Below are 24330 nucleotides of genomic sequence, written 5' to 3'. Positions count from 1 at the left end.
GAGTCTAGTCAATATGAACATGCCAATTTTACCACAGTTCGTAAGTTCTGAACAATCAATGACAAGTCTGGAAATTGCAGAGCTTTGTCAAAAACGTCACGACAATGTGAAGCGCACAATAGAGATTCTTTCAGGGAAAACAGACAAGCGTGATGCCGTAATAGCACGTCCTCACAGTGAGGTTGTGCAAAAGGAAGTAAATAACCGCATTTACGATGTTGAAGTTTACATTTTTAAGGGTGAGCAAGGGAAATTAGACAGCATCACAATTGTTGCTCAACTTTGCCCAGAGTTTACCGCAGCACTGGTAAAGCGTTGGTATGAACTAGAAAACCAAAACGCTGTGCGACTACCTCAAACATTTGCTGAGGCACTTCAACTGGCAGCCGATCAAGCGCGTCAATTAGAACTAGCGGCACCAAAAGTTCAATATTTTGACAGCGTTGCGGATCGAAAAAATCTTCTTAATGCCACACAGGTTGGTCAAAAGTTTGGCATGTCAGCAAAAGTCTTAAATAAAACTTTAGAGGATTTTAAGGTTTACAACAAAGCAATCAAGCGCAGCCGTGTATTTCAACAATGGTTTATTGATCGTGGCTTTGGTGAATTAAAGCAAACCGAATCAGGACACCCTCAAGCCATGTTCACCACCATTGGAGAGCAGTGGATTCATGAGCAATTTGTAAGTGAGAGGGTTATTTAATGAACCACTTAACCCGCCAATTTATCGAACAATACGACAGAGAGCATCCAGACTTTGCTTCCCGTGTATGTGCCGTTGCCGATCTATATGACGCTGATCTGGATATGTTTCACATTGAAGAAGTACAGGATGAATACGAAGAATTTAAACAAGGAGTTAAAAATGCTTAGCACTGGAAACTCTACTGTTGATGCTATTGGTAACTTCAACTTTGAAGGAAATATTATTCCTGTTAATTGGTTCAGCACCTTTAAGCTTTCAAATGGAAAGCCTGATGTGAACGCAATCATTATTCTTTCTGAAGTCGTGTACTGGTATCGCCCATCTGTAATTCGTGATGAAGAAACAGGCCTGATTAAAGGGATTAAAAAGAAGTTTAAAGCAGACCTTTTGCAGCGTTCTTATGGCAGTTTTTCAGATCAATTCGGACTCACCAAGATTCAAGTTCGTGATGCCTTAGATCGCCTTGAAAGCTTTGGTGTGATCAAGAAGCACTTCCGAACTATCACTGTAAATAACACTAAATTAAACAATGTTTTATTCATTGATTTAATTACCCCTGTCTTGTTTAAAGTTACCACCCTATCAAGTTATAACTTGGGAGGGTATCAAGTTATAAATGCAGAGGCTCCCCATTTAGAACTCGATACAAATACAAAGACTACTACAGAGATTACTACAGAGATTAGAAGAAGCACTGCTGAGCTAACTCAAATCTTAAAAGGTAAAAAACCTGTAGAGGCATTAATTGCAATTGGTCTTGAGAAAGATGTAGCTCAAAGATTCAATGAACACCGTAAAGCACTTAAAAAACCTTTAACCCTTGAAGGTCTGATTAAGCATTATCACGAAAGTTGTAATGCAGGGATTAGTACAAATGATGCAGCTCGAATTGTCTTAAGTGAATCATGGATTGGTTTTGCAAATCGCTATAACTGGAAGCCTGTCTATGAATCACTAATTGGTGAATCTAAATCAGCACAACCAGAAGCACCTCAAAACCTTAAAACAGTAAAAGGAGCTTGGTAATGTCTGATATTCACAACATCGCAATCGAACAATGTGTTCTTGCTGCATTGATGACAGTTCAAAACTCTTATGAAACTGTTGCAGGTGATTTAACGCAAGACTGCTTCTTCTCAACAAAGCACCAAGAGATTTTTAAAGCAATTTCAGAATTGGCTGACACTGGAAAACCTTATGACGTTGTACTGGTTGAACAGAAGCTAAATCAAAGCAAATCATTGATTGATGCAACTGACTACCTGATGACGCTTATGTCTGAAGCACCATCAAGTTTTTATAACTTGGGTAGCTATGTATCTGAACTCAACAAACTGAAATCACATCGCAAGGTTGAGGAAATCGGCAAGAAGATTGCCATGATTGCACATGACCTAAATCTGGATGATGTCTTTGCTGAAGCAGAGGGTTTATTTAGCGGATCAGACAATCAGGATCAGAATAACTTGGGCGCAAGTTTTGAAGATTCAATTGATAGCGCTTTGAAAAAGATGATCGAAAAAGCCGAAGCAATGGCACAGGGTAAACCCGCTGGAGTGAGATTCAATCTTCCTACTTTGGACAACCTAATTGGCACAGTACAAAAAGGTCATTTGTGTGTTGTTGGTGGTAGACCAGGTTCGGGTAAATCAACTTTGGCTCAAATGCTGGCTTTAGATACAGCACTTAAAAACAAGGGTGTGTTGTTTGTGTCGGCTGAGATGGATAAAGAGACCCTAGCCAATCGCATGATTAGCGCACTGAGCTTCATTCCTTACGATGAATTACACAATGCTCGTATGTCATCAGGTGTGATGAAGTCATTCACGGATGCGCAAGCTGCCTATGCAAAGTTGCCAATTTGGATTGAGCCGAAGCAAAAGCCAACATTAAGCGAAGTTCGTACCTATGTACGCAAAGCAGAGCGCCGCTACAAGAAGATAGGACTTGGATGCATCGTTATTGACTACTTGCAACTTCTTCGCAATCCAAGCCAAAGAGACCGCATTCAAGAGGTGGCATCCATTAGTCGTGAACTCAAATCAATGGCGAAAGAATTTGAATGCCCTGTGATTGCATTGGTCCAGTTAAACCGTGATGCAGATAAAGGCTCACGTCCTAAGAGTTCAGACATTAAAGAATCGGGTCAGATTGAACAGGATGCAGACCAGATCGTTTTATTACATCCAAAACTGCAATCAGAGGATTTGATGCCGACTGGTGTGACTGAGGTGCTGGTGACTAAAAACCGTCATGGCAAGAAAGGAATCGTACTGGTTCAAGATCAATTGGATGTGTGTCGCTTCACATCGGTACAGGTTGAAGAAGCAGGAGGTGGGGTGTGAACAGACTCGAATACTTATCACAGTTCAGCAATGCGGTGCTTAGTCCTGAATTGAATTGCGATCCAAATAACATGCTTCGGGCAAAGTCTGCGGGTAGAGCGATGTTTGAAAATTTGGCTGTGACGCAAGTAAGTCAAGAAGAAAAAGAATTTCGAAAAATGTGGTGTAAGGAGCAGCTTGGGTTGATTGGTGAATTTGGCGCGGTGTTAGGAGGTGAGGTGTGAGGAATAAAACCGAAGTAAATCAAATTGCAGTTTTTGAGCGCGTTATTACGGTTTTGCAAGCCATTCAAACTACGCCAGTCGCATCAACTTCTGAATTGAGAGAACAAGTATTGCCTGATTTAAGTCTGAGAAGCGCGCAAAGGTACTTAAAAGGCTTAGAGCGTGCAGGATATGTGCGTCGAGTGTTGGGTGGTCATTGTGATGATGCACGGTATTTTTTAACCGAAAAAGCAAAACAACTATTTGGAGTGCAGGGATGAAAAAGCGCAATAAGAAATATAACCCGAATAAGTTGGTCAATCTGTATCGAAATGAATTGGCTAAAACTTATGAGCTTTGGTCATCGTTTGATGATGTTGAATTAACCGAAGCATCAGACAGATTGAAAGCTGCTGGCCTGTCACAAAAAGAAAGTATCGAGGGTATGTATGAGTATTTCGATGGTGATCTGATTGTGCCGATTTTTTGGGATTTGATGGTCGATGACACTGCGTTTTTTGTGGGTATGGACTCGTATTACTACCACAAGGACGACCCAGCAGACATTCAAACATCAGCAGTGCAGTTTGATGTTCCTGCTATGACATACGATCAATTCAAGCTTGGTGGTAGTGATAAAAAAGTGATGGACGAGCATGGATTTAAACGCAGATGGAAAGGTTTAGAGAAAGAAACTGATGATGTGCATAAGCCATTTTTAGACAAGGGTTACAAGCTGTTTAAGTGCATGTGCTACATGAAAGCAGATGTGAAATTTAAAGATTTTGAGTCTTACAACAAGTTTAAAGCAGAGCGTGTGAGTCGCGGAATGCGCAGAAAGTGTCGTTTACAGGAGTTAGCAGCATGAACCTAACAATCGAACAAATGCGGGAAATTGTGGCTGGGGCGCCTGATGGTTGTGATACCTATGAGACAGATACACATGTATTTGATTTGGATGAGTTGAGGGCTGCCATTGCAGACCACGACCGCACTGACCATGTGAGTGACATCAGAAATCATATAGCGCCGACGACGAGGGTGATTGAGGGATGAGTGAAATTAAACCAAAACAAGTTCTCGTATGGAGAAATGGAAGACAAGAAGTCAAAACCCTTCCTCTTAGCCATGGTGGTCGAGTGGGTCGAACAACCACAAACAATCAGGAAGCCTTTGAACTCTACAAAAGGATTGCAAGCGAAATCCTGCGAGGTGCCAATGACTAATCTCCGTATCACCGCAGCACAGGCACGAAAAGCCGGTATTGGCCCTCGATTTGGTGTAACAGCCAAGTCGGGGAAAAAGAAATCCAATCCAGATCCAATGCCAAAGGTTCCGGCTCATCTTGTCGAAGGAAAAGGGTTTGGTGTGATGAATGATGAATTGCTCTGGTGTGAGGTTTTAATCACACCTCCTTCGGTGAATCACTATTGGATACGTGGGGCTAATAAGACCAATCGATTAAGTAAGCGTGCAATCCACTTTATTGACGTTATGAAGCGTTTTATCGAGCCGACAGGGTATCAGGGCAGAGTTCGCGTAAAGATCGAATATGCGCCACCTGACGCAAAAATACGTGACATCGATAACATCGTGAAGCCTTGCTTCGACGCTTTGTCAAAAGGTGGGTTGATTCTGGATGATTCTCAGGTGGATGAATTGCTTGTAAAGCGGTTGCCATCAGAAAAAGGCGGGAAGTTGATTATTCAAGTTGAAAAGTTAAAGGTTTGAGGGGATTGGGATGAATGCGGCGACAGAAAAAATGACAAATCTTGAATGGCTTACTCAGATTGGTCTTAAAGCGATTGAATATGCCGAGGACCCGAAGGGCACTGGCGAGAAAGGTCCATCATGGGAAGATCGCTGCGGTGCTATTGCTTCAATCGAATGCCCAGCATGTAAAGCATACTGTGAATTATTGGTGTGGGGTGATTATCGAGATAATACAGAGGCGTTTAAGATTCTGTGCAGTTACATTGCCAAAATTCTACATTATGCAGCAGAGGAAAAGGTGCAGCGCCAAAAGTTCAACCTTGAGGCATTTTGTTTGAAATTGGCAAAAATGGCGGTATTTTATAACTTGCGACCACGACTTAAAGGTGAGCGTACAGCACAAGGTCAGCTTAATTTTTTTGGGATTACAGAGGTTAATGCTGATACTTACGGAAAGCGATACAAGTACCTAAGCTATATGGCTGAAAATATCCTTGAAGGATTCATGGAAGAAATTGATTTTTATGTAGATGAGTACAGAAAGGAATTGACACGTAGCCGTCGCTAAGCTATATTTTTTGTATAGTGGCAAAACTATACGCAAGCCACTTGAAAGCAAATGACAATCAGGAAAGACTGGTAGTTACCGTAAAGGCTCACAGAAATGTGGGCTTTTTGCGTTATGGCGGTTCCTATTAATTTCTAGTGGTTTTTAAATTGATTACCGCCACCCAGATTACTGACAGAATTACTGACATTATTGCGGCATGTTTTAGCTAAAAAATAAAATAAATCATTGGTTTTAATAAATAAATTACTGACAGAATTACTGACATTATTTCAGACAGATTTAGTTATTTTTAGTTATTTAGATTTGCAATGAAATAAGGAGAAAACATGCTCCAATTTTTAAAATGCTTATTCGGCTTTCATGGTGCGGTTGAAATTGATCACACGATTGATGGTGATGAGATAGAGGTTTGTCGAAGCTGTTTGAAAGAAATTAATTGACCCTCGTCACTTCGGTGGCTTTTGCTGGATGTATTACGGCACATAAGGCCCTGCTCAATTCTGGAGATTTGAGTGGGGTTTTTCTTTTCTTATTGGTGGTGGTTATGGTTGATCGTGTCGAAGCATCTAAAAACTTAGAAATACTTAAAGCAAACCAGGCGCGGTTAATGAATTACAACCATCTCTTTTCAAGCCATGCATTTAAACAAGACTGTGGTGCTGAATTAAAGAAGATTGGCAGGCAGATTTACAACATAGAGAAGCAACTCAATGCGCAGTCCTAAGCGACTCGCTGAGATTCGTAAGCTTCCGTGTGTTCGATGCGGCAATCCAGATAGTCAGGCTGCTCATTCCAATTCAGCGAAGCATGGTAAGGGTAGATCGATTAAAGCCAGTGATGAATACACCGTGCCGCTTTGTTTTAAATGCCATGCTGCGTTTGATCGTTTTGAATTAGGCAGTCGGGCAGAAAGTGAAGCCATGTTTGAGAAGTGGTTGGTGAGAGTTGAGCGGATGTTGGTGATGGAAGATAGAGAGGTGTTTTGATGGGTAAGTACAGAAAGAAGCCCGTTATTGTTGATGCTATTCGGTGGAATGGTAATGCCAACAAGGCAGAGGTTGAGGCTTTTGTTGGTCGATCACTTATTGCTGAACTAGAAATTGACACCGCCTATGAAGTTGGCATGGGACCACCTATTTTTAGCCTGTTAATTGAAACCAAAGAAGGCGTAATGAAAGCCTTGAAAGGTGATTACATTATCAAAGAAGCATTTCCGACTGGTGATCGTGATTTTTATCCATGTAAGCCAGATATCTTTGAAGCGACTTACGAAAAAGTTGAATAATTATTTGGAGCAGGAAATGCAAAAAGCCGTGTTTCCTATCCAGTCACATGCCGACATCACCAAAGCCATTAACTTCATGCATACCAATTACACTCAGGCGATTAATGATGGTAAGCCGTTGGTAGTGCGTATAGATCAGAAGCAAGAAGATCGAAGCAAGGCGCAGAATCGTTTATTGCATATGTGGTTTGGTCAATTGGCTAAGCATACTGGTTATGAACCTGAAACAATTAAGTACAAGATGAAGAAGAAATTCTTAGCTCGTATGTGTGTAAGAGATAGTGAAGCAGCAGCGGAAGCTTACGAGGCTGTGATGGGTTATCGTGATGTGTTGCGATTGCTTGATGGACAAGAGAAGCTTACTCACACAGCTAAATACAATCGCGTGGTTAAGATGTTTATTCAAGATCATGTGAAGTCTAGCAAGCTTAATAAAAAACAATTCACTGAGTTTTGCGATAAGGTCCATGCGTTCGCCAATGTGACGCTTGGCGTGTATTTAACTGTGCCTGAAGATTTAATGTATTTGAGGGAATAAAGATATGGCGAACCTAACGCCTAAACAGCAAAGGTTTATCGAAGAATATCTGATAGACCTAAATGCAACGCAAGCCGCGATTCGTGCGGGTTACAGTGAAAAGACGGCAGAGCAGCTTGGCTATCAACTACTTCAGAAAACTTCAGTTTTAAAAGCTATCGAAGAAGCGAAAAATCAAGTATCAAAACGCACAGAATTAACCGTTGATATGGTGGTGAGTGGCCTGCTTAAAGAAGCTCAAGATTATGCAGAGGGCTCAACCCAATCAGCGCGTGTTTCCGCTTGGGCGCATCTTGGAAAGCACTTGGGCATGTTTAAAGACAAAATTGAGCATTCAGGTCCCAATGGTGGTGACATTAACGTAACTATTACAAGGCGAGTAATTGACTAAGGAGTGACATTGTGGAGCTTGAGATTCAAACGCCACGATGGGCATTACCGTTATTAAAACCATCGCGCTACAAAGGCGCATACGGTGGTCGTGGCTCAGGTAAATCACATTTCTTTGCAGAGGCATTGGTTGAGGATTGCTTTGCAGACAAAGAGCTTCGCGCTGTATGTATTCGCGAAGTGCAAAAGTCTATCAAGTTTTCATCAAAGCAATTGATTGAAGATAAAATCAAGGCGCTTGGATTGTCTGATTACTTCGACTGTCAGCGTGATTTAATTAAGCGTGTTGGCGGTGATGGTGTGATTCTGTTTCAGGGTATGCAAGACCATACGGCTGATTCGATCAAGTCACTAGAGGGATTTAGACGCGCATGGATTGAAGAAGCTAATCGACTATCTGATAAGTCATTGCGCTTACTACGTCCAACGATGCGTACAGAAGGTGCTGAAATATGGGCATCATGGAATCCTGAGTCAAAACACGATCCGATTGATGGTTTTTTACGTGGTGAATTTACACCAGATAACAGCATCGTGGTTGAAGTCAATATTGATAACAACCCATTTGCAGGAAAAACCCTACTCGATGAATACGAGGCAGATCGTCAGCGTGCTATTCAGATGCAAGAAGCAGGCGATGCAAACGCATGGGCTTTATTTGAGCATGTATGGCGTGGTGCTTATCTTGAGTTTTCGGACTCGATTGTATTTAGCGGTCATTATATTGTTGAAGAATTTGAACCACAGCCTGATTGGGTTGATGTTTATTACGGTGCTGACTGGGGCTTTGCTAAAGACCCGACCACACTAAATAAAATCTGGGTGCATGATGATGTTTTGTATATCGAATATGAAGTCAATCAGGTTGGTTGCGAAATTGACCACTTGCCAAAGCTATTCGATGAAGTACCAGGTGCAAGAGAACATAAGATCAGAGCAGACTCAGCACGACCTGAAACGATCAGCTACTTAAAGCGACAAGGCTTTAAGATTGAAGCTGCAGAAAAAGGTGCGGGAAGTGTTGAAGACGGCATCACCTACTTGAAGAAGTTTAAAAAGATTGTGATTCATCCACGTTGCACTGAAACGGCTAAGGAATTTCGTCTGTATTCGTACAAGGTCAATCGTGCAGGTGATGTGCTGCCTGTCATTCTTGATATGTATAACCACCACATCGATGCGATTCGATACGCATTACAGCCATTAATCAAAGGCAGAACGCCTAAAAAACCTGCAGGTGCAGGATCTCGAACTTATTAAGGTGTTTACATGGCAAAGTCTAAAAAAGACAAAGCGTCAAAAAAGGCTTTGTCTTATGGGAACTTATATACTCAAGAATCAGTTACACAGTTTTTAGTCAATTTTGGCAAGCAGCCTGACACAGACGAAGTGCTTCGCAAAGCGGGTATTGCACGGCATAAACTGCGTGTTTTACTCGATGATGATGAAATTGCGCAAGCAGTAGAAACACGTGTCGATGCTTTACTAGCAACGCCGTTAAGAATTGAACCAAGCGATACGGCAGAGGCAGAAAACTTAAATGCTATTCTAAAAGAGTGGTTTTTTGAGATTGCGACTGGTGCCATGAGTGGCTTGTTGTTTGGTTATTCGGTTCAAGAGGCTGTTTATGAGCTAAAACCTGAAGGTTATATCGGGCTGCAATGGATTGGCGAAAAGCCGATGGAATGGTTTGAACCAAAGAATGACGGACGCTTGATCTATCGACCAGATGGCACTGGTGTGGGTAGTGAAGTTGATCAGGTATTTAAGTTTTTCTTAACCCGACGCAAAGCGACATACCAACAACCATACGGCAAAGCCTTATTAGCAACACTGTATTGGCTGTTTTTCTTTAAGCAAAATGGCTTTAAGTTTTGGGCGAAATTCTTAGAGCGATTTGGTACACCAATTCTACTCGGTAAGTGTAAAGACACTGAAACAGAGGATATGAGTCGTGCTTTGCTCGATGCTCATGCTCAAAGTGTATTATCGATCGATGCTGAAGATGATGTTCAGGTTTTGTCTACATCAGGTACTAGTGGGACAGCAGGTGCAGCATTTGAATCATTTAACAATCAATTGATTCGTCAGATTCAGAAAGTTGTACTAGGGCAGACGCTCACAAGTGGTACCGATGGCACGGGCAGCCGAGCTTTAGGGCAGGTGCATGATAACGTCCGCATGGACAAGTTAAAGTCTGATATTCGCTTGGTCACACCAACATTGCAGGCTGTGGTTGATGCTTTGTGTAGCCTGAATGGTTGGGGCAAGTATAAGGTGATGCTTGGTGAAAAACCTAAGCCACTAAACAAAGATCAAGCTGAGCGTGATGTGCATTTAAAAAATGCGGGTGCTAACTTCTCTAAAGACTATTTCATCCGTGAATATGGATTGCAAGATGGTGATCTGGTTGAAGCATCGCAATTACTGTCTAATAAGTTTACATATACACCGAAGCAAGCATTTAGCTTTAAAGCATCGGCAAACAAGCTGACAGGTGCTCAGCAAGAAGTTGAGGAATTAACCGATGGCCAAGATGATTTAACGCTGCTGAATGATGCTGAGATTAGGCAGTTAGCAAGCACATCAGATAGTCCTGAAGCGTTGGCGTTCAATCTTATGCAGCTTATCCCAAAAGCCACTAAAACTGAGTTTACAGCCAAGTTAGATCAGGCTTTGTATGCTGCGGACATTTTGGGGTATATGGCTGCGAGCAAGGATAAGTGATGGAAAAATGTATTTCATGTCGTAAGGGTTTCAATGGTCGCAACGGGAATGGATATATGCCGTGCTCATGCGAGCCAGTAAAACCTGAATTTGTCGAACCACCACCATTGGTGCCATTTAGTCGACCTCGATCTGGGTGGAAACCTAAGTCTTTTAGTCCAGATCCATATGCAAACTTCAATAAACTTCTACTCATCATAATGATGGTTTGTTTGGCTGCGGCGAGTTTCGTGATGGGGTGCTTATATGCAACCAGTCACATTCCTTGAAGCGCTTCAGTACGCGCATGACAAAAAGATTGTGCTACCTGATGAGTTTTACTCAATGGACTTAAAGACTCGGCAGATGGCGACAACTGTGAGCTTTTTATCGAGTCTTGAGCAAGTTGAGACAGTGATTAAGTCATTGAATAGGACTTTGGCCAATGGTGGAACGTTTAACGATTTTCAGAAGTTAATTGAAGAATCTGAAATCATTTTGCCAAAGCATTACTTGGACAATGTATTCCGTACCAATATCCAAAATGCGTATGGCCATGGTCGCTGGATTCAACAAAACCGTAACAAGGCTAAACGTCCTTATTTGATGTATTCGGCTATCGATGATAGTCGTGTACGCCCAGCACATTTGGTATTGAATCGAATTGTATTGCCAATTGATCATCCATTTTGGCTGACACATTATCCGCCCGTTGCGTTCCGCTGCCGATGTACTGTTATCGCGCTCACAGAGGCACAGGCGCTCAAATACGGCATCACACCTGATGATAAGTTGCCTGAAGTTGCTGAGGCACTGGACTGGTCATCGCATCCATTGCAGTTTGGTGATTTGGAAGCATTGGTCGATAAAAAGATCAGTGCTTCATCCTTAGATAAAGAATATCTCTTAGAGCAGAAGGAAGTCATTCAAGCCGAATGGACTGCATCGAAAAAGCTTACGAGTTTATTTGCTCCTATGGATGATAAGACTCGGGACTTATTCGATACGGTGGCCAATACAGTAATTCCATTAGATCCAAGCATTCGACCAAGTGCTATTCGTACTTTCTTGGATTATGTACAAGGCAATGACACAGCACTAAGCACGTATTTAAATGCGTCTACAGCTTCACTGGCTGACGATGTGCTGAAACGGTGGCTAAGTGCTGACATGGCAGCTATTCAGGCTGTGGCAAGCAATACGGCTTCAACCGTGGTAGGTACTGCAACAATTCAGCAAGTCGCAGCGTATCAAGTCGGGCAAACAGTTCAGTTCAATGCGCCGTTGCTGATGACTGATGCTGCAGGTGACATCGTGATTCAGATTCAGAATGCTAAGGGTTTAGGTATTGATCTGGAAAAGCTAAATGCAGGGCAAGGGGTTTTGATTCCATTTGGCTTATCGTTTGAAGTAGTTTCGATTGAAACAAGTCAAGGCAAGCTGATCTATACGCTCAAGCCTTTGCTGAACTGAATTAAATATGAATATGACCGCTCCATTTGGGGTGGTTTTTTATTGGAGCATGAAAATGCCAGTTGAGGAAACACAGGACAAATATTGTTTTCGGCTTGGCGATTTGAACGTCAATCAAGCCGAAGATGGCAAGAAAAAACGCACCTTCTCAGGCGTGGCATATAGCGGTGAAGTGATTACAGACCACTGGTATTGGGATCGAATCATTTTTGATTTGGATTCTATGAAGATAAAAGGTCGTATTCCCGCCTTACTTGATCATTCACCATGTCAGCGTGCAGGTGTAATCAATGAACACAGCATTAACCATCAACAAGGTTTAGTTGTTTCAGGTGACTTAATGAGTAACGAGTTCGGTACCGAAGTTGCTCAGGATTCTGACGATGGTTTTCCGTGGCAAATGTCAGTACGCATTGAGCCGTCATCAGTAGAAGAAATTCAGGCTGATGCATCTGTTACGGTCAATGGAAAAGTTCACCAAGGACCAATCACGGTATTTCGTGGTGGTCGTATTCGTGAAGTGTCTTTCTGTGCTTTGGGTGCAGATGACAATACAAACGCAGTGGCAGCAAGTCACAACCCAACTCAACAACCAAGAGAGGACACAGACGTGGACTTAGAACAAGCGAAAGCGAAAATCCAAGAATTGGAAGGTCAGGTGAATACCTTGACTGAACAAAACAAACAGTTTGCTGCAGATAAACGTAATTCAGCCATTGGTGCTTTAGCCAAAGACTTGGGCAAGGAATTTACTGCTGAAGAAAAAACAAAGTTTGCAGCTATGCCAGATGATGCGTTTGATTTGATGGCAGCAACGCTTAAGCAATTTGCAGCACCACAACAACAACCACCTGCAGGTCAGCAGCAACAAGCACCGTTAGCAAATCCAGCATTTGCAAACTTGTTTACTCATCAAGCAAACGCTGGCGATCAGAATCAATTTAATGCAGGTCAGAAATCATTAGCCGATCTTGCAAAAGAACGTAAATAACAGGGGATAACTCATGACAGTTACTTTAGGAAAACCAACATCGGCATGGCTTGCTAACGAGCTTGACGGTAATCATCGCCCAAGCCGTGAAAACGTGGTCGTTGCGGCATCTCAAGAGCTAACAGATGGCACTGTTGTGTCGTTAAACGCCAATGGACAAGCGCAAATTTATGGCGGTACAGCCGATGAAGTTGCTGCAGGCATCTTTGTAGGAGATGCGGTGAAAACTGCCGCAAGCGAAACAGCGGCAGGCGTAATCGTGGCGCGTACAGCAAAAGTGGTTGCTGAGAATCTGAAATTTAAATCAGGTTTAGCAACTGCAAAACAAACAGCAGCATTAGCGGACCTTGCGAAGTTGCACATCACAACAGTTCGTTCAGCATAGGAGCTTACGCATGGACCCTATTTTTTCAACACAAGAATTATCTGCTGCAATCAGCAGCCTGCCTACTCGCATCGGCAATCCTGGTGATGTTGAGCTATTTCGCCCAATTTCAGGCACAACCAAGTCATTTGACATTGAGTTTTACGCTGAAAATTCAATCTTGGTGCCGACAACTGCATGGGGTGGTGTGGCGCCTAAAAACTCAGGTGGTGATCGTACTGCTGAATCGTTTGCAATTCCACACATGCCGCTTGAAGATGTTGTTTTAGCATCTGATGTGATGGGTGTGCGTGCATTTGGTTCAACACAAGCTGAAACCGTGCAGGGTAAAGTTCTTGATAAGCTTCAATCTATGAAAAACAAGATTGATGCAACTTTGGCTTATCGCCGCTCTAAAGCAAAGCAAGGCATCATTCTTGATGCAAACGGTGCAACCATTGTGGACTATAACGCTCGCTTTGGTGTGCAACAGCAGCTTGTTTATTTTGATCTTGGTACAGCAACAACAAACGTGCTGGCGAAGTGTCAAGACGTGATTGACCTTATCGAAGATGGTTTGGGTCAAGAAATTTACACTTCTATCGAAGTTGAAGTGGATCGCACTTTCTATGATGCGCTTACTAGCCATAAAAACGTGAAAGAAGTGTTTTTGGGTTGGTCGGCTGCTGAGCAAAAGTTAGGTCGTTCTAACACGTCAGGCTTTGAATTTGGCGGCTTAAAGTTCATTGTGAATCGCAATAAAGTAGGTGCTACACCTGTGATTGCATCAAATACAGGTCATGCTTACCCACGCGGAACGCAAGACGTATTTATGACCGCTTTAGCGCCTGCTGACTTTAACGAAACAGTCAATACTTTGGCGCTCCCATATTACGCAAAACAGCGCACGCTTGATTATGACCGTGGCTTTGGTCTGCATGTTCAAGCTAACCAGTTGCCAATCGTAGCTAAACCTAAAGCATTGGTGAAATTGTCTGGTGCTGCATCTTAATAGGTGATTTATGTATGCAACTGAAGCAAATTTGGTTGCACGATTTGGTCAGGAAATCCAAGAACTGAAACTGATGCATGCAAATACATCAACTGCGGTTCAAGATGCCATTCAGGATGCAACGGAAGAAATTAACGGCTATATCGGTGGTCGTTATACTTTGCCGTTGCCAAATGTGCCGAGTAATTTAGAGCGCATGGCGTGCGACATTGCACGTTATCGCCTCTACTTTCAGCAGCCGACTGAGGAGGTGCGACAGCGTTATGAAGATGCTGTTTCATTTTTAAAGTTGGTCGCCAACAACAAAGCGCATTTGCAAATTCAGGATGCAGTAAGCAACCAAATCGTGGACGACCAGCCAAAGAATAAACCATCCACAATGCCGATTGGTACCAGCTACAAGGGCGGCGTGTTTGGTGATTCCACTTTAGACATGATGCCTAGCATCAAGTGAGGTGTGTGTGGCATTTGCAATCACGATCAAAGCGGACAGCTCGCCCATTGAAGCAATCTTTGCTCGCTTAAATCAGTTCGATGCTGATAAGTCAGAGATGTTTAACGACATTGGCAATGATATGCTTAATGCGACAATAATGCGATTTAAGTATCAGCGTGATGTTGATGGTAATCCATGGAAGGTGTCATGGCGTGCCCGTTTGCAAGGTGGGGAGACTGGCCGCGATAGAGCTAATTTACTCAATGGTATGAGCTACAACGTTCTGAACAATGGCGTAGAGTGGGGTGCAAATCAGACTTATGCGCATGTTTTTCATTACGGTGCTCACATCACACCTAAGAATGGCCAATACATCACCTTTGCGGTGGCAGGACAATATCGAAAGGTAAAAGAGGTGAATATTCCTTCTCGTACTTTTCTTGGCATTAATGCAGAGGATGAGGCGACAGTCTTAGATATTGTTGGGAGTTTTATAGATGACATTCTTCGCGGTGCGTGATGAAATTGCCGAAAAGTTGAGGGATATTCCAGAACTGCGGAAGATTTACACACCGCTTAATTCGGTAAACGTGACGGAAATGTCGCAGGTCACACCATCTGCCCATGTGAACTTTGTGCGTATCGACCTGAAAGACTCAAAAGGCAACAGTAAGTTGAATCAGATCGGTCAGCAATGGTCGGTTACGGTTGCATGTCGCAATGCGCAATCACAGTTAAATAATGGCAGTGCTGTAGCAGATGAGGCGGGCGCATTGACTGAAAAAGTCATTCAGCTTTTGGCGGGATGGAAGCCATCATCTTCACGTATTCCATTGCGGTTTTTGTCTGTACGTGATGGGTATAGCTCAAGCTTTGCATACATCACCATTATTTTTGAATCTGAAAAGTTTATCTAGGAGCCATACATGGCGAAACAATATAAAGCCTTAAAGCCAGTAGGTCGCTTTCAGGTTGGCGAATTGGTTGGTGGTCTGAATGAAGATCAGATCAAAAAATTAGTTGCTGATGGTGTCATTCAAGAAGTGGAAACCGCAGCAGTAACAAAGAAAATTACAGGGGATGCTAAATAATGAGCACTCAATATATTTCGCTACAGGGTGAGTTTTACTTATCTAAAATCACTAATGGTGTGGCAGGTGCAATGCGTCATCTGGGTAACGTACCAGAGTTTGAATTGGAAATTGGTGCTGAGGTTTTAGAGCACGTTGAATCCATGACAGGCAAACGTACAACTGACTTCACGATGGTTCAGACTACATCTGTTAATTTCTCAGGTCAGCTTGAAAAGATCGACAAAGAAAACTTGAACTATATTGTTTCAGGTGAAACCACGGAAGTGACCACTCAAACTATTACTGGTGCAGATATTGGTACTGTGGTGGCAGGTCAAGAAATTAAGCTTGGCGGTTATAACTTGTCTGCTGTGTCATTTAAGGATTCAACAAGTGGAACACCTGTTACAGTAGACCCATCAAAGTACACACTGGATGCCAAGTTCGGTACGGTTGTTTTTAACGATGTTGCAGGCCTTGCTATGCCGCTTGTGGCGACTTATACCACTGGCGCAGTAACGCATACGACACTAGCAGCAGACTTTGAAACAGAATACGAGCTGTTTTTCAAAGGTATTAACACGGCTACTGGCGAGCACATGGCGGTTCGTTTATGGCGTACTAAGAAGTCACCTGAAACCACATTCCCATTGATTCACGAAGAATTAGGGCAATACTCTATTTCAGGTCAAGCGTTGTCTGATGTTTCAAAACAAAGCGACGCAGCGCTTGGGTTGTACGGTCATATCGTAACAATTCCATCGGTACAAGCGCCTTAAAACCAGCTCAGGCACAAAGAACTCCACGGCGCATATGCGTCTTTTTTTGTGCCTGTGTTTTAGGTGACCCCCTGTAGGGTTTTACGAAACCCTTGACAAGAATCTATATTTTTCAAAGCGAAGCCGGCCTAACAAGTCGGCTTTTTTAATGCCTGTCTATTATTCCAAGTGCATTCGATAGATAGGTTCACACTCAACTCAAGGAGTTATACATGAATGCAAAAATTGAAGTTTTAAAAATTGTTGAAGTTGATAATGGGGTTCCCAAAACAACCACACTACAAATAGCTCTAGGTCTAGGTATTCAGCATAAGTCTGTAATTCAATTGGTGAGAAGTTATAAGTCAGACTTTGATGAGTTTGGCCCATTGGCATTTGAAATGCGGATGGGTGCACCACTTCCACAAGGTGGTTATGGGCACTCTTTACAGTATGCGGTGCTCAACGAGCAGCAAGCAACTTTACTCTTAACGTATATGCGAAACAGCCCCAAAGTTCGTGAATTTAAAAAAGCATTGGTAAAGGCGTTCTTTGAAGCTCGCGCCTTATTGCAGACTGATTACTTCTCACTTGTTCAGAAGCGCGAGGCCTTAAATGCAAAACTTGAATGCGAAAAAGATATCGCAAGTGCATGCGGAAAAGGCCTTTCTGAGTGGAAGAAACAGCGAGACACATTGCAAACAGCGATAGCAAATGTAGATCGACAAATTCAACCATGTCTTTTCGATTAACAATCTATGCCACCTACGGGTGGCTTTTAGAGATTCAATCATGAATGATTTCTTTTTAGCGAATAATCGCTCGATCACAATTAAGGTGCTTGGCAACGATGTGGAAGTGAAGCAATTGCAAATGTTTAACTTTGATATCTGGTCACCGATTACATCCGTTATTCGTGACAGCCTAAAGCAAAGTGATTATTCTGATTTAATCGGTGCAGGCCTGGTTAAAGATTATGGCGCGCATGTATTTCAACTTTGCTCAATGTGTACAAGGACTGAAATAGAGACGCTATTAGATCTCGCTGAATCAGACCCTTTGGAGTTTAGCCATTTGCTTAAACATGTGATCAAAGTAAATGGTGCATATTTCAATGAAGACGTTAAGCCAGGCCCTAAAATTCGTAAGAAGAAAGGTGGAGTTGAACAAACTTGGTTTGATTCATTCCAGTACTTGATAGTGTATGGCCATCGTCATGAAGATATTCTGAAAATGACCTATGGGGCATTTGTTGGCTACTTAAAAGCGGCTGAAAAGTATCAACGAAACCGAGGCAAGTTTGATTCAAATATCATTCGAGCCGCACACCATGCAGATAAAAAAGGATTTACAACGTTCCAAGATGAGCTAAGTAAACATTGATGTAAGTTACGGTTTTCACTTAATATGTGCTCAATAATAAAATATTGAGGGTGTTGGGGTGAAAAAGTTAGTTTTAATATTGGCTCTATGTGTGTCTGCACAAGCATTTGCAGTAGATATGAGAGCACTGCGTGGTAGCAATGGTTTTGTTGAGCTTGGCAACTCGGAAGCTAGACTAAAGGATGTGCTAGGGCAACCTGAATCTGTAGATCGTCAAGTTGTGCACGACCGCAACGGATGGCCACATAAGGGTACAATCTACATTTATAAAGTAGATGGCCAGACCTACACCATTACTGTTATTGGTGGCAATGTTTACAAGATTAATTGGGAGCGTTGATAGTGAACCTTAAGGTTTTAATTGTGGCTGCTATATTGATTGTTGGCGGGTTGTTTTACTTTGTTAATCAGAGCAATAAGGCTGATATCGAACGTCTGAAGCAAGCTGAAGTTGCGCATCAGCAGAAGCTGGAGAAGGAAAAAGCTGCGGAACTAAATGAGCAATATGGTGGCTCCCCAATTAAAGAAGAAACTATTAATAAGATTGTTGATGCCAAGATGGAAAAAACAGTGGAGGTTGCTCCACAGCAAGCACAAGAGTTAAATAAAATTATTCTTGAGTGGACAGATGCAGCGACTGTAGCTGGTGCCACTAGTAGAATCGCATTATCTCAGCCCGTGGCAAAGCTTCAGGAAATTAAGAGAAATATTTCCATGATGAAGTTTCAGGGATGTGCAGAATCCACGCGCTTACTTTATGCTGATGCTATGACCACAAATATTGATGCATATCTTGAATTTATGAAGGGTAAAGAATATGAGTTTCAAGCAGCATCACTATTAACAGACTATCAAAAGCAATTGGAAATGGCTGAATCGGAAAAAAAGAGTTGCGCTGTATTGAATTGATTTAATCAAAACATAACCCACTTCGGTGGGTTTTTTAATGCCTAAAATTTGAGGTCGGTATGGCAAAAAATTTAACTTTTAAGTTGGTAATGGAAGCCGACACCAAAGGCTTTGTTAGCAATATGCATCAATCCGAAAAAGCTGCAAAGGAAGCGTTTGCAGTATTAAAGGATGGTGCAGCATCGGTTACAGGCAGCACAGAAGGCGCTACAAAAGAGATTGATAAACTCGGTACACAGTCACAAGAAGCGGCACAACAAGTAAAGCAACTTGATAAAGAGCTTGAATCAACCAGTCAGGAATTAAGCCAAACAGAGCAAGCATCTAAAGGCGTATCTAGTGAGTTACAAGGATTAAAGACAGGGTTTAATGCGCTTACTGGTGCTTTGGCTGCGCTCGGTATTGGTGTAACGGCAAGTGAAATTGCCCAAACTGCAGATGCTTATAAAAACCTATCTGGTCGTATTAGTATTGCAATTGGCGACCATAGCAACCTAGAAAAAGCCATGAGCGATGTTAAAAATGTCGCAATCGCAACCAACTCAAATCTTGAAGCAACAGGTGAGCTATATGCACGATTAACCAAAATCGGGCAGGAAATGAAATGGCCACAAGAGCAAGCTTTAGCACTAACTGAAACAATTAATAAAGCAATTCAGGTTGGTGGTGGTTCTGCAGCATCAAACGAAGCAGCAATTACACAGCTTAACCAAGCTTTAGGTTCAGGTGTTTTGCGTGGTGATGAATTTAACTCCATGATGGAGCAGTCGCCACGTTTAGCGCAGGCTTTAGCAGATGGTTTGGGTGTAACAACTGGCAAGTTGCGCGAACTAGCAGGCGAAGGAAAGCTCACAACAGAAGTTGTAACTCAGGCGCTTTTAAGTCAGTCAGAAAAAATCACAGCAGAGTTTGATAAATTCCCCGCCACCATTGGCGCTTCAATTGAAAACCTTAAAACTGCATGGACTGTCTACATCGGTGAGGCGGATGCTGCTTCAGGGGCGAGTGAAAAAGTTGCCAATGCACTGAAATATGTTGCTGAAAATCTCGATACAATTGTTTCCACTTTAACCTTAGCTGGTCAGGCCTTTATTGCCTATAAGGCATTAAATATTGCAAGCGTGTTCCTTGATAAAGCAGCAGGTGTGAGAGCAGCCTCAACTGCAATTGCGCAAGAAACAACGGTAGTGGTTGCAAATACACAAGCTCAAATTGCGAATGCGGCAGCTACACGTGGTGCGGCAACCGCTAAAACCCAGCTTGCTGCTAATTCAGCAGCTGCAACCACATCAATGGCAACAACTGGCGGCTCGGTTATGACTTTAATTAGTCGACTTGGTGCGCTCGGTGTAGCTGTGACTGCTATTGGTGTGTTGATTCCGACCGTGGCCATGCCGATAGGCACAGCTATTGGGGAGGGAATTGCCAAACTTCAAGGGTATGGCAAAGCATTTGAAGAACTCGAAAGCCAGATTGCTTTAGAAACAGCAAGAGCAAAAGTTTCAGCAGAAATTAAGGCGGAGCAGGCTGCGGCGGCTGAAAAAGCACGAGACAAAACCTATCAACTAACAGAAGAATGTAAAAAATTAATTGCGCAGTTTGATGAGTTAATCAAAAAAGGTGAGCCAACTAAAGAAGCGTTGGAAAAAATATCCAATGCTATGAAATTTGATTCAACTAAAGGCATTAATGACTCAGTAACTGCACTAATTCTTCTGAAAGAACAAGGAAAGATCACCAGTGAAGATCTTCAGCTAAGGCTTAGCCAGGCCTTGGATGGTAAGGATCTACTTGTCTTTGAAACCAATGCTAAAGCTGCATTTGCAGGCACATCCAAAGAAGCAGAAAAAACAGCTGCATTAACTGAAGCAGTGATGAAAGCCTCTTTAGAGCGTACAGGACTTAGTACTGAACAACTTAAGGGTCGATTCTCCGCAACTTTTCAATCTGCCGCTAATGATGTTCAGATCATCATTGGTAACCTAGATCAGTACAAACAAAAGGGTATTGATACTGGTCTGGCATTATCAGCAAATCTCAATAAAGCAATTGATACAGCTCAGACACGTGCTGAATTGGATTATGCGAAAAGCAAATTAATTGAGCTTGAAAAACAGGGTTTAATTACTGGCGAGCAGGTTGCTCTTGGCTTAACCAAGATAGAGCAAAAAGCCAAACAATTACCTGCTGCATTAAATCCAATACAAGCAGCTTTTAGCGCACTCGGAATTCAAACCAAAGAGCAATTAAATGATGCTGCGACAAGTGCTCAGCGTAATTTTGATGTTGTTAGTAAAAGTGGTCAGGCCACGGCTGATGCCATTAAGCAGGCTTATACGCAAATGCTCAATGCAACGATTGCAACTGGGGATAAAGCTCAAATTGCAATAGCACAAGCCAAAGCAGCTTCACTTGGCCTGGAAGTGCAAATTGATTCATCGGGTAAAGCATCAGTCAAAAGCTATGGTGAGCTTGAAGAATCAATTCATCGTGTTCGCCGTGCTTCAAGTAGCGCTGAAGATGGATTTCGCAACCTTGGCCAAACTGGTCGAGATGAAGCGGATTCAGTTAAAAGCGCGTGGGAAGAAGCCGTTAGTGCTGCTTCAAGCGGTATGCATGAGACTCGAAAAGGTACCAAGGGCAAGATGGCTAAAAATGCCGGGGATATCGAGGCTGAGCTTAAAGCCATGGGATATTCAGATGCGGCCGCTAAACAGCATGCAAAGGATATCTATGAAGGGACTAAAGGCGTGAATGGCTACAAGTCGTCAGGCTTTGGATTCTTTGGTGGCTTAAGCAACGTAGAGCAAGTGAATGCAGAGTTAGAGCGTATGCAGCAATATGCGCCTAATAATGTGTCGACTAAGGCCAGTGGCTTAGGATCTTCATCAAAGAGTATTTCATATGAACTCAAACTAGGTAATGAAACAGTGCAATTAACAGGATCGGCTGAGAGTCAATCAAGTCTTGAAGCAATGCTTAAACAGTTGGGCACATTGAGTAAATCAACATGAAAATAAAACGCATCTCAACATCAGAAACCGTCTCAATTGAAGACGGTTTTTTTTGGTCTGATGAATTTAGTTGGAAAGCCAAGGAGCAATCTTTGGAATATGCCATGAATGGTACGCCGATTATTCAAGAAGGCACCAAGCTATCAGGTCGGCCAATCACTTTAGAGCCTGCTGACAGTGGGATGGGGTGGGCTTCATTAGGTGTTGTCCGTAAGTTGCAGGCCTGGTCAGTGTTGAATGAAAAGTTTGAACTGCAATTTGAGTGGGCACATGACACACGGAAATTTAACGTGGTTTTTAATCATGTTGATGGTGCTTTAGAAGCCACACCTGTGAAAGGCATCCCACCTGTATCACTGGATGATCCTATGAATTTAACGCTCAGATTTTGGAGTGAGTAATGCCAATTGAAACCAAAGATTTAGTGATCTATCACGCTGAGCGTGACACCGACAATAGCGACGGCGGTGGGAAATATAATGGTCAGATCGTAGCAGACGGTTTAAGTAATAATTTGTTCAATGACATTTCTGAATTGGATCGTACTGTTGGTGATGTATCGATGCGTAAGATCTTCCCAGCTGTGACCACGAATGACACTGACTTACTTATGGGTGCCACGGTATTTGTATCTGAATTACCCGAGGATCCAAACGTATCAGCATTATTATTCAGCACAGAGTCATGGACCGACGAACGCCAGGCCGCACAAAACCGAGTTGAAAATTACCTGGCTAAAGGTGGCCAGATTGCCGGCACGCCACTTGATACGCACTGGCAAGGCATGTCATCACTGCAAGTGGTAATGTTTCCACAAGAAACTGAATCCAGTGTTGGTGATACGATCGTGTTGATTTCAGATGAAGGAAAAGCACTTCAATTTGAACAATATGTGCGGATTACTAAGGTTGATGCCCGCACAGCAGTGATGGTAGTCGATGGTAAAAATGTCGAATACAAAGTTGCGACTTATCAAATCAATGATCCATTAGAACGTGACTTTGTAGGTTTGTCAGCACGTCAGTGGTATGCAGGCGAGGCATCTAAAACTATTCTTCGCGATACGATTGTTGCTGATACTGGTTTGTATTATTCATCTACTCAATTGGCATCTGATGCTCATGTTGGTGAATACACGGTCAATGCGGATTCAATGTTTACTCAGCTTATTCCATCTGCTCAGAGTGAAACACCGATTATCGATGTCAATGCAGCAGGTGAAAGTTTTGTGTTGGTGCCGGGCAGTGATGGTCGAATTACTGCTAATTTCACAGCAACTATTGGTTCGAATCAAAACATTTTTATAGGTTCGTCTGTAATGCCATCTAGCATGTCATTTACATTGTTTGGACAATCAATAGCCGATCAGGCTGGGCTTTTGAAAACTCCCACAGGCACCCAGGTTGGAACAATTGATTACCAGAAAGGTCACATTAAATGGACTGATTCTGCGGGTACAGGGACCACAACCTTAGCTATCAGCTTTACTCCAGCTTCAGCTCCGAATCAATACTATCAGTCATATTCACTACCAGTGACAAAACAAACCCAAGCTATGAATTACACGGGTGTGTTGATGCCAACCCCAACCCCGGGGGCTTTATCTATCACTTATATGAGCCAAGGAAAGTTCTACGAACTTAAGGACGATGGTGCTGGGCAACTTAAAGGCTCTAACCCATCATTTGGTTCAGGCATGATTAATTATGAAACTGGATCTTGGATTTTAACAACAGGCGCATTGCCCGATGTGGATAGCCCAATTATCCTCCTTTGGGGTACACCAATTTCAACATTTATTCGCTCAAACTTGCCAGTATTACCGGCTAAGTTTGAATTTGATCTTGAGCAGGAGGCGCTTGTAGCAGGCACTGTATCGGTCACATGGATGCTTGAGGGTGTAGCAAAAACAGCAACATCGGACAATGCTGGTCAATTTGTTGGTGACGCTGAGGGATTTGTTAATTTTGCGTTAGGACGAGGCACATTAATACCCAAAAAACTACCGCAAAAGGGTACGGTTTTTAATTTTTCTTATCAATTTGGGGATGCAAAAATTCAAGATGTACCAGCTGCGATTCCTAATGCAAACCAGCAGTTAGCTTTTACGATAGGTACTGGTGCGGCACTTCAACCAAACTCAATCATGCTTGAAGTGCCACTAACTTCAGCACTTGGTGACACTATAGTTTTTGTTGTAACTGATAATGGATCTGGAGTGCTAACTGACGCATTTGGTCAAGCACAAGGAACAGTGAATTACACAACTGGCGCTGTAGTAATGTCACCTATGATTTTATCGAGTTACTTTTATGAGAAAAAAATAGTAAACAACAATCTTTCAAGTGTGACGATCGAAGGAAGTTCGAGCAGCCCAGGAAAAACTGTGGCTAAGATCGAAAATTCAGTCACATATGCACCAAAAACAAATCCTTGGGCAAATTATGTAGCAGGTTAAAA

Annotated in this window: 33 protein-coding genes; all 33 read left to right on the top strand. The window is 42.6% G+C overall.

The window, feature by feature from the left end:
• Positions 1–13: 13 nt before the first annotated feature.
• The 33 genes from FTU79_RS00505 to FTU79_RS00345 all read left to right on the top strand — a co-directional run bounded on the left by FTU79_RS00505 (position 14) and on the right by FTU79_RS00345 (position 24328).
• On the top strand, positions 14–703 hold the full coding sequence (locus FTU79_RS00505; protein WP_257224217.1) for a phage antirepressor KilAC domain-containing protein: 690 nt from the start codon (positions 14–16) through the stop codon (positions 701–703).
• Positions 703–873, top strand: coding sequence for a hypothetical protein (locus tag FTU79_RS00500; RefSeq protein WP_180048688.1), 171 nt, complete (start codon positions 703–705; stop codon positions 871–873). Before FTU79_RS00505 ends, FTU79_RS00500 begins: the two co-directional genes overlap by 1 nt.
• The gene (locus FTU79_RS00495) at positions 866–1732 is read left to right on the top strand and encodes an Lrp/AsnC family transcriptional regulator (RefSeq protein WP_257224216.1); all 867 of its coding nucleotides are present in this window, start codon (positions 866–868) and stop codon (positions 1730–1732) included. The genes FTU79_RS00500 and FTU79_RS00495 overlap by 8 nt, the downstream gene beginning before the upstream one ends.
• The gene (locus FTU79_RS00490) at positions 1732–3051 is read left to right on the top strand and encodes a DnaB-like helicase C-terminal domain-containing protein (protein WP_180048686.1); all 1320 of its coding nucleotides are present in this window, start codon (positions 1732–1734) and stop codon (positions 3049–3051) included. Before FTU79_RS00495 ends, FTU79_RS00490 begins: the two co-directional genes overlap by 1 nt.
• On the top strand, positions 3048–3275 hold the full coding sequence (locus tag FTU79_RS00485; protein ID WP_180048685.1) for a hypothetical protein: 228 nt from the start codon (positions 3048–3050) through the stop codon (positions 3273–3275). Before FTU79_RS00490 ends, FTU79_RS00485 begins: the two co-directional genes overlap by 4 nt.
• Positions 3272–3535, top strand: a complete 264-nt coding sequence (locus FTU79_RS00480; protein ID WP_180048684.1) for a winged helix-turn-helix domain-containing protein — start codon at positions 3272–3274, stop codon at positions 3533–3535. Before FTU79_RS00485 ends, FTU79_RS00480 begins: the two co-directional genes overlap by 4 nt.
• Positions 3532–4122 carry a hypothetical protein gene (locus FTU79_RS00475; RefSeq protein WP_180048683.1) on the top strand — a complete coding sequence of 197 codons (591 nt, stop codon included), beginning with the start codon at positions 3532–3534 and terminating at the stop codon, positions 4120–4122. The genes FTU79_RS00480 and FTU79_RS00475 overlap by 4 nt, the downstream gene beginning before the upstream one ends.
• 350 nt (positions 4123–4472) lie before the next feature.
• Positions 4473–4985 carry a RusA family crossover junction endodeoxyribonuclease gene (locus FTU79_RS16660; RefSeq protein ID WP_180048771.1) on the top strand — a complete coding sequence of 171 codons (513 nt, stop codon included), beginning with the start codon at positions 4473–4475 and terminating at the stop codon, positions 4983–4985.
• A gap of 10 nt (positions 4986–4995) precedes the next feature.
• Positions 4996–5535: a hypothetical protein gene (locus tag FTU79_RS00465; RefSeq protein WP_180048682.1), complete on the top strand. Its 540-nt coding sequence runs from the start codon at positions 4996–4998 to the stop codon at positions 5533–5535.
• Positions 5536–5974: 439 nt separating this feature from the next.
• A complete protein-coding gene (locus FTU79_RS16655) occupies positions 5975–6262 on the top strand; it encodes a hypothetical protein (protein WP_306669878.1) in 288 nt (95 codons plus the stop codon).
• The gene (locus FTU79_RS00455) at positions 6249–6524 is read left to right on the top strand and encodes a hypothetical protein (protein ID WP_180048681.1); all 276 of its coding nucleotides are present in this window, start codon (positions 6249–6251) and stop codon (positions 6522–6524) included. The genes FTU79_RS16655 and FTU79_RS00455 overlap by 14 nt, the downstream gene beginning before the upstream one ends.
• Complete coding sequence (locus FTU79_RS00450; protein ID WP_180048680.1) at positions 6524–6823, top strand: hypothetical protein; 300 nt, start codon at positions 6524–6526, stop codon at positions 6821–6823. Before FTU79_RS00455 ends, FTU79_RS00450 begins: the two co-directional genes overlap by 1 nt.
• Before the next feature lie 16 nt (positions 6824–6839).
• Positions 6840–7361, top strand: a complete 522-nt coding sequence (locus FTU79_RS00445; protein ID WP_180048679.1) for a recombination protein NinB — start codon at positions 6840–6842, stop codon at positions 7359–7361.
• Positions 7362–7365: 4 nt separating this feature from the next.
• Positions 7366–7752 carry a terminase small subunit gene (locus FTU79_RS00440; RefSeq protein WP_180048678.1) on the top strand — a complete coding sequence of 129 codons (387 nt, stop codon included), beginning with the start codon at positions 7366–7368 and terminating at the stop codon, positions 7750–7752.
• Between the two features lie 11 nt (positions 7753–7763).
• Entirely contained in the window at positions 7764–9011 is a 1248-nt protein-coding gene (locus tag FTU79_RS00435) for a PBSX family phage terminase large subunit (RefSeq protein ID WP_180048677.1), read from the top strand.
• 9 nt (positions 9012–9020) lie between these two features.
• A complete protein-coding gene (locus tag FTU79_RS00430) occupies positions 9021–10478 on the top strand; it encodes a DUF935 family protein (RefSeq protein ID WP_180048676.1) in 1458 nt (485 codons plus the stop codon).
• A complete protein-coding gene (locus FTU79_RS00425) occupies positions 10478–10747 on the top strand; it encodes a hypothetical protein (protein WP_180048675.1) in 270 nt (89 codons plus the stop codon). The genes FTU79_RS00430 and FTU79_RS00425 overlap by 1 nt, the downstream gene beginning before the upstream one ends.
• Positions 10725–11930: a phage minor head protein gene (locus tag FTU79_RS00420; protein ID WP_180048674.1), complete on the top strand. Its 1206-nt coding sequence runs from the start codon at positions 10725–10727 to the stop codon at positions 11928–11930. The genes FTU79_RS00425 and FTU79_RS00420 overlap by 23 nt, the downstream gene beginning before the upstream one ends.
• 55 nt (positions 11931–11985) lie before the next feature.
• A complete protein-coding gene (locus tag FTU79_RS00415; RefSeq protein WP_180048673.1) occupies positions 11986–12921 on the top strand; it encodes a hypothetical protein in 936 nt (311 codons plus the stop codon).
• A 13-nt stretch (positions 12922–12934) separates the two neighbouring features.
• A complete protein-coding gene (locus tag FTU79_RS00410) occupies positions 12935–13306 on the top strand; it encodes a head decoration protein (protein WP_180048672.1) in 372 nt (123 codons plus the stop codon).
• 10 nt (positions 13307–13316) lie between these two features.
• On the top strand, positions 13317–14297 hold the full coding sequence (locus FTU79_RS00405; protein WP_180048671.1) for a major capsid protein: 981 nt from the start codon (positions 13317–13319) through the stop codon (positions 14295–14297).
• A gap of 10 nt (positions 14298–14307) precedes the next feature.
• Entirely contained in the window at positions 14308–14751 is a 444-nt protein-coding gene (locus tag FTU79_RS00400) for a gp436 family protein (RefSeq protein WP_180048670.1), read from the top strand.
• Positions 14752–14758: 7 nt separating this feature from the next.
• Positions 14759–15253, top strand: a complete 495-nt coding sequence (locus FTU79_RS00395) for a phage virion morphogenesis protein (protein WP_180048669.1) — start codon at positions 14759–14761, stop codon at positions 15251–15253.
• Positions 15231–15650: a hypothetical protein gene (locus FTU79_RS00390; protein ID WP_180048668.1), complete on the top strand. Its 420-nt coding sequence runs from the start codon at positions 15231–15233 to the stop codon at positions 15648–15650. The genes FTU79_RS00395 and FTU79_RS00390 overlap by 23 nt, the downstream gene beginning before the upstream one ends.
• Positions 15651–15659: 9 nt before the next feature.
• Positions 15660–15824, top strand: coding sequence for a hypothetical protein (locus FTU79_RS00385; RefSeq protein ID WP_180048667.1), 165 nt, complete (start codon positions 15660–15662; stop codon positions 15822–15824).
• On the top strand, positions 15824–16585 hold the full coding sequence (locus FTU79_RS00380; protein ID WP_180048666.1) for a hypothetical protein: 762 nt from the start codon (positions 15824–15826) through the stop codon (positions 16583–16585). Before FTU79_RS00385 ends, FTU79_RS00380 begins: the two co-directional genes overlap by 1 nt.
• A gap of 212 nt (positions 16586–16797) precedes the next feature.
• Positions 16798–17316 (top strand): Rha family transcriptional regulator, encoded by a 519-nt coding sequence (locus FTU79_RS00375; protein ID WP_180026370.1) that lies wholly within the window; start codon positions 16798–16800, stop codon positions 17314–17316.
• Positions 17317–17356: 40 nt separating this feature from the next.
• Positions 17357–17947 carry a hypothetical protein gene (locus FTU79_RS00370; RefSeq protein ID WP_180048665.1) on the top strand — a complete coding sequence of 197 codons (591 nt, stop codon included), beginning with the start codon at positions 17357–17359 and terminating at the stop codon, positions 17945–17947.
• Between the two features lie 91 nt (positions 17948–18038).
• Complete coding sequence (locus tag FTU79_RS00365; RefSeq protein ID WP_218955420.1) at positions 18039–18287, top strand: hypothetical protein; 249 nt, start codon at positions 18039–18041, stop codon at positions 18285–18287.
• 2 nt (positions 18288–18289) lie between these two features.
• Positions 18290–18856 carry a hypothetical protein gene (locus tag FTU79_RS00360; protein ID WP_180048663.1) on the top strand — a complete coding sequence of 189 codons (567 nt, stop codon included), beginning with the start codon at positions 18290–18292 and terminating at the stop codon, positions 18854–18856.
• A 59-nt stretch (positions 18857–18915) separates the two neighbouring features.
• Positions 18916–21870: a tape measure protein gene (locus tag FTU79_RS00355; RefSeq protein WP_180048662.1), complete on the top strand. Its 2955-nt coding sequence runs from the start codon at positions 18916–18918 to the stop codon at positions 21868–21870.
• Complete coding sequence (locus FTU79_RS00350) at positions 21867–22271, top strand: hypothetical protein (RefSeq protein ID WP_180048661.1); 405 nt, start codon at positions 21867–21869, stop codon at positions 22269–22271. Before FTU79_RS00355 ends, FTU79_RS00350 begins: the two co-directional genes overlap by 4 nt.
• Entirely contained in the window at positions 22271–24328 is a 2058-nt protein-coding gene (locus FTU79_RS00345; protein WP_257224215.1) for a hypothetical protein, read from the top strand. The genes FTU79_RS00350 and FTU79_RS00345 overlap by 1 nt, the downstream gene beginning before the upstream one ends.
• Positions 24329–24330 lie beyond the last annotated feature (2 nt).

It is taken from the genome of Acinetobacter sp. YH12144 (assembly GCF_013418345.1).
Classification (GTDB): Bacteria; Pseudomonadota; Gammaproteobacteria; order Pseudomonadales; family Moraxellaceae; genus Acinetobacter; species Acinetobacter amyesii.
This window is presented reverse-complemented; position numbering and strand designations above follow the sequence as displayed.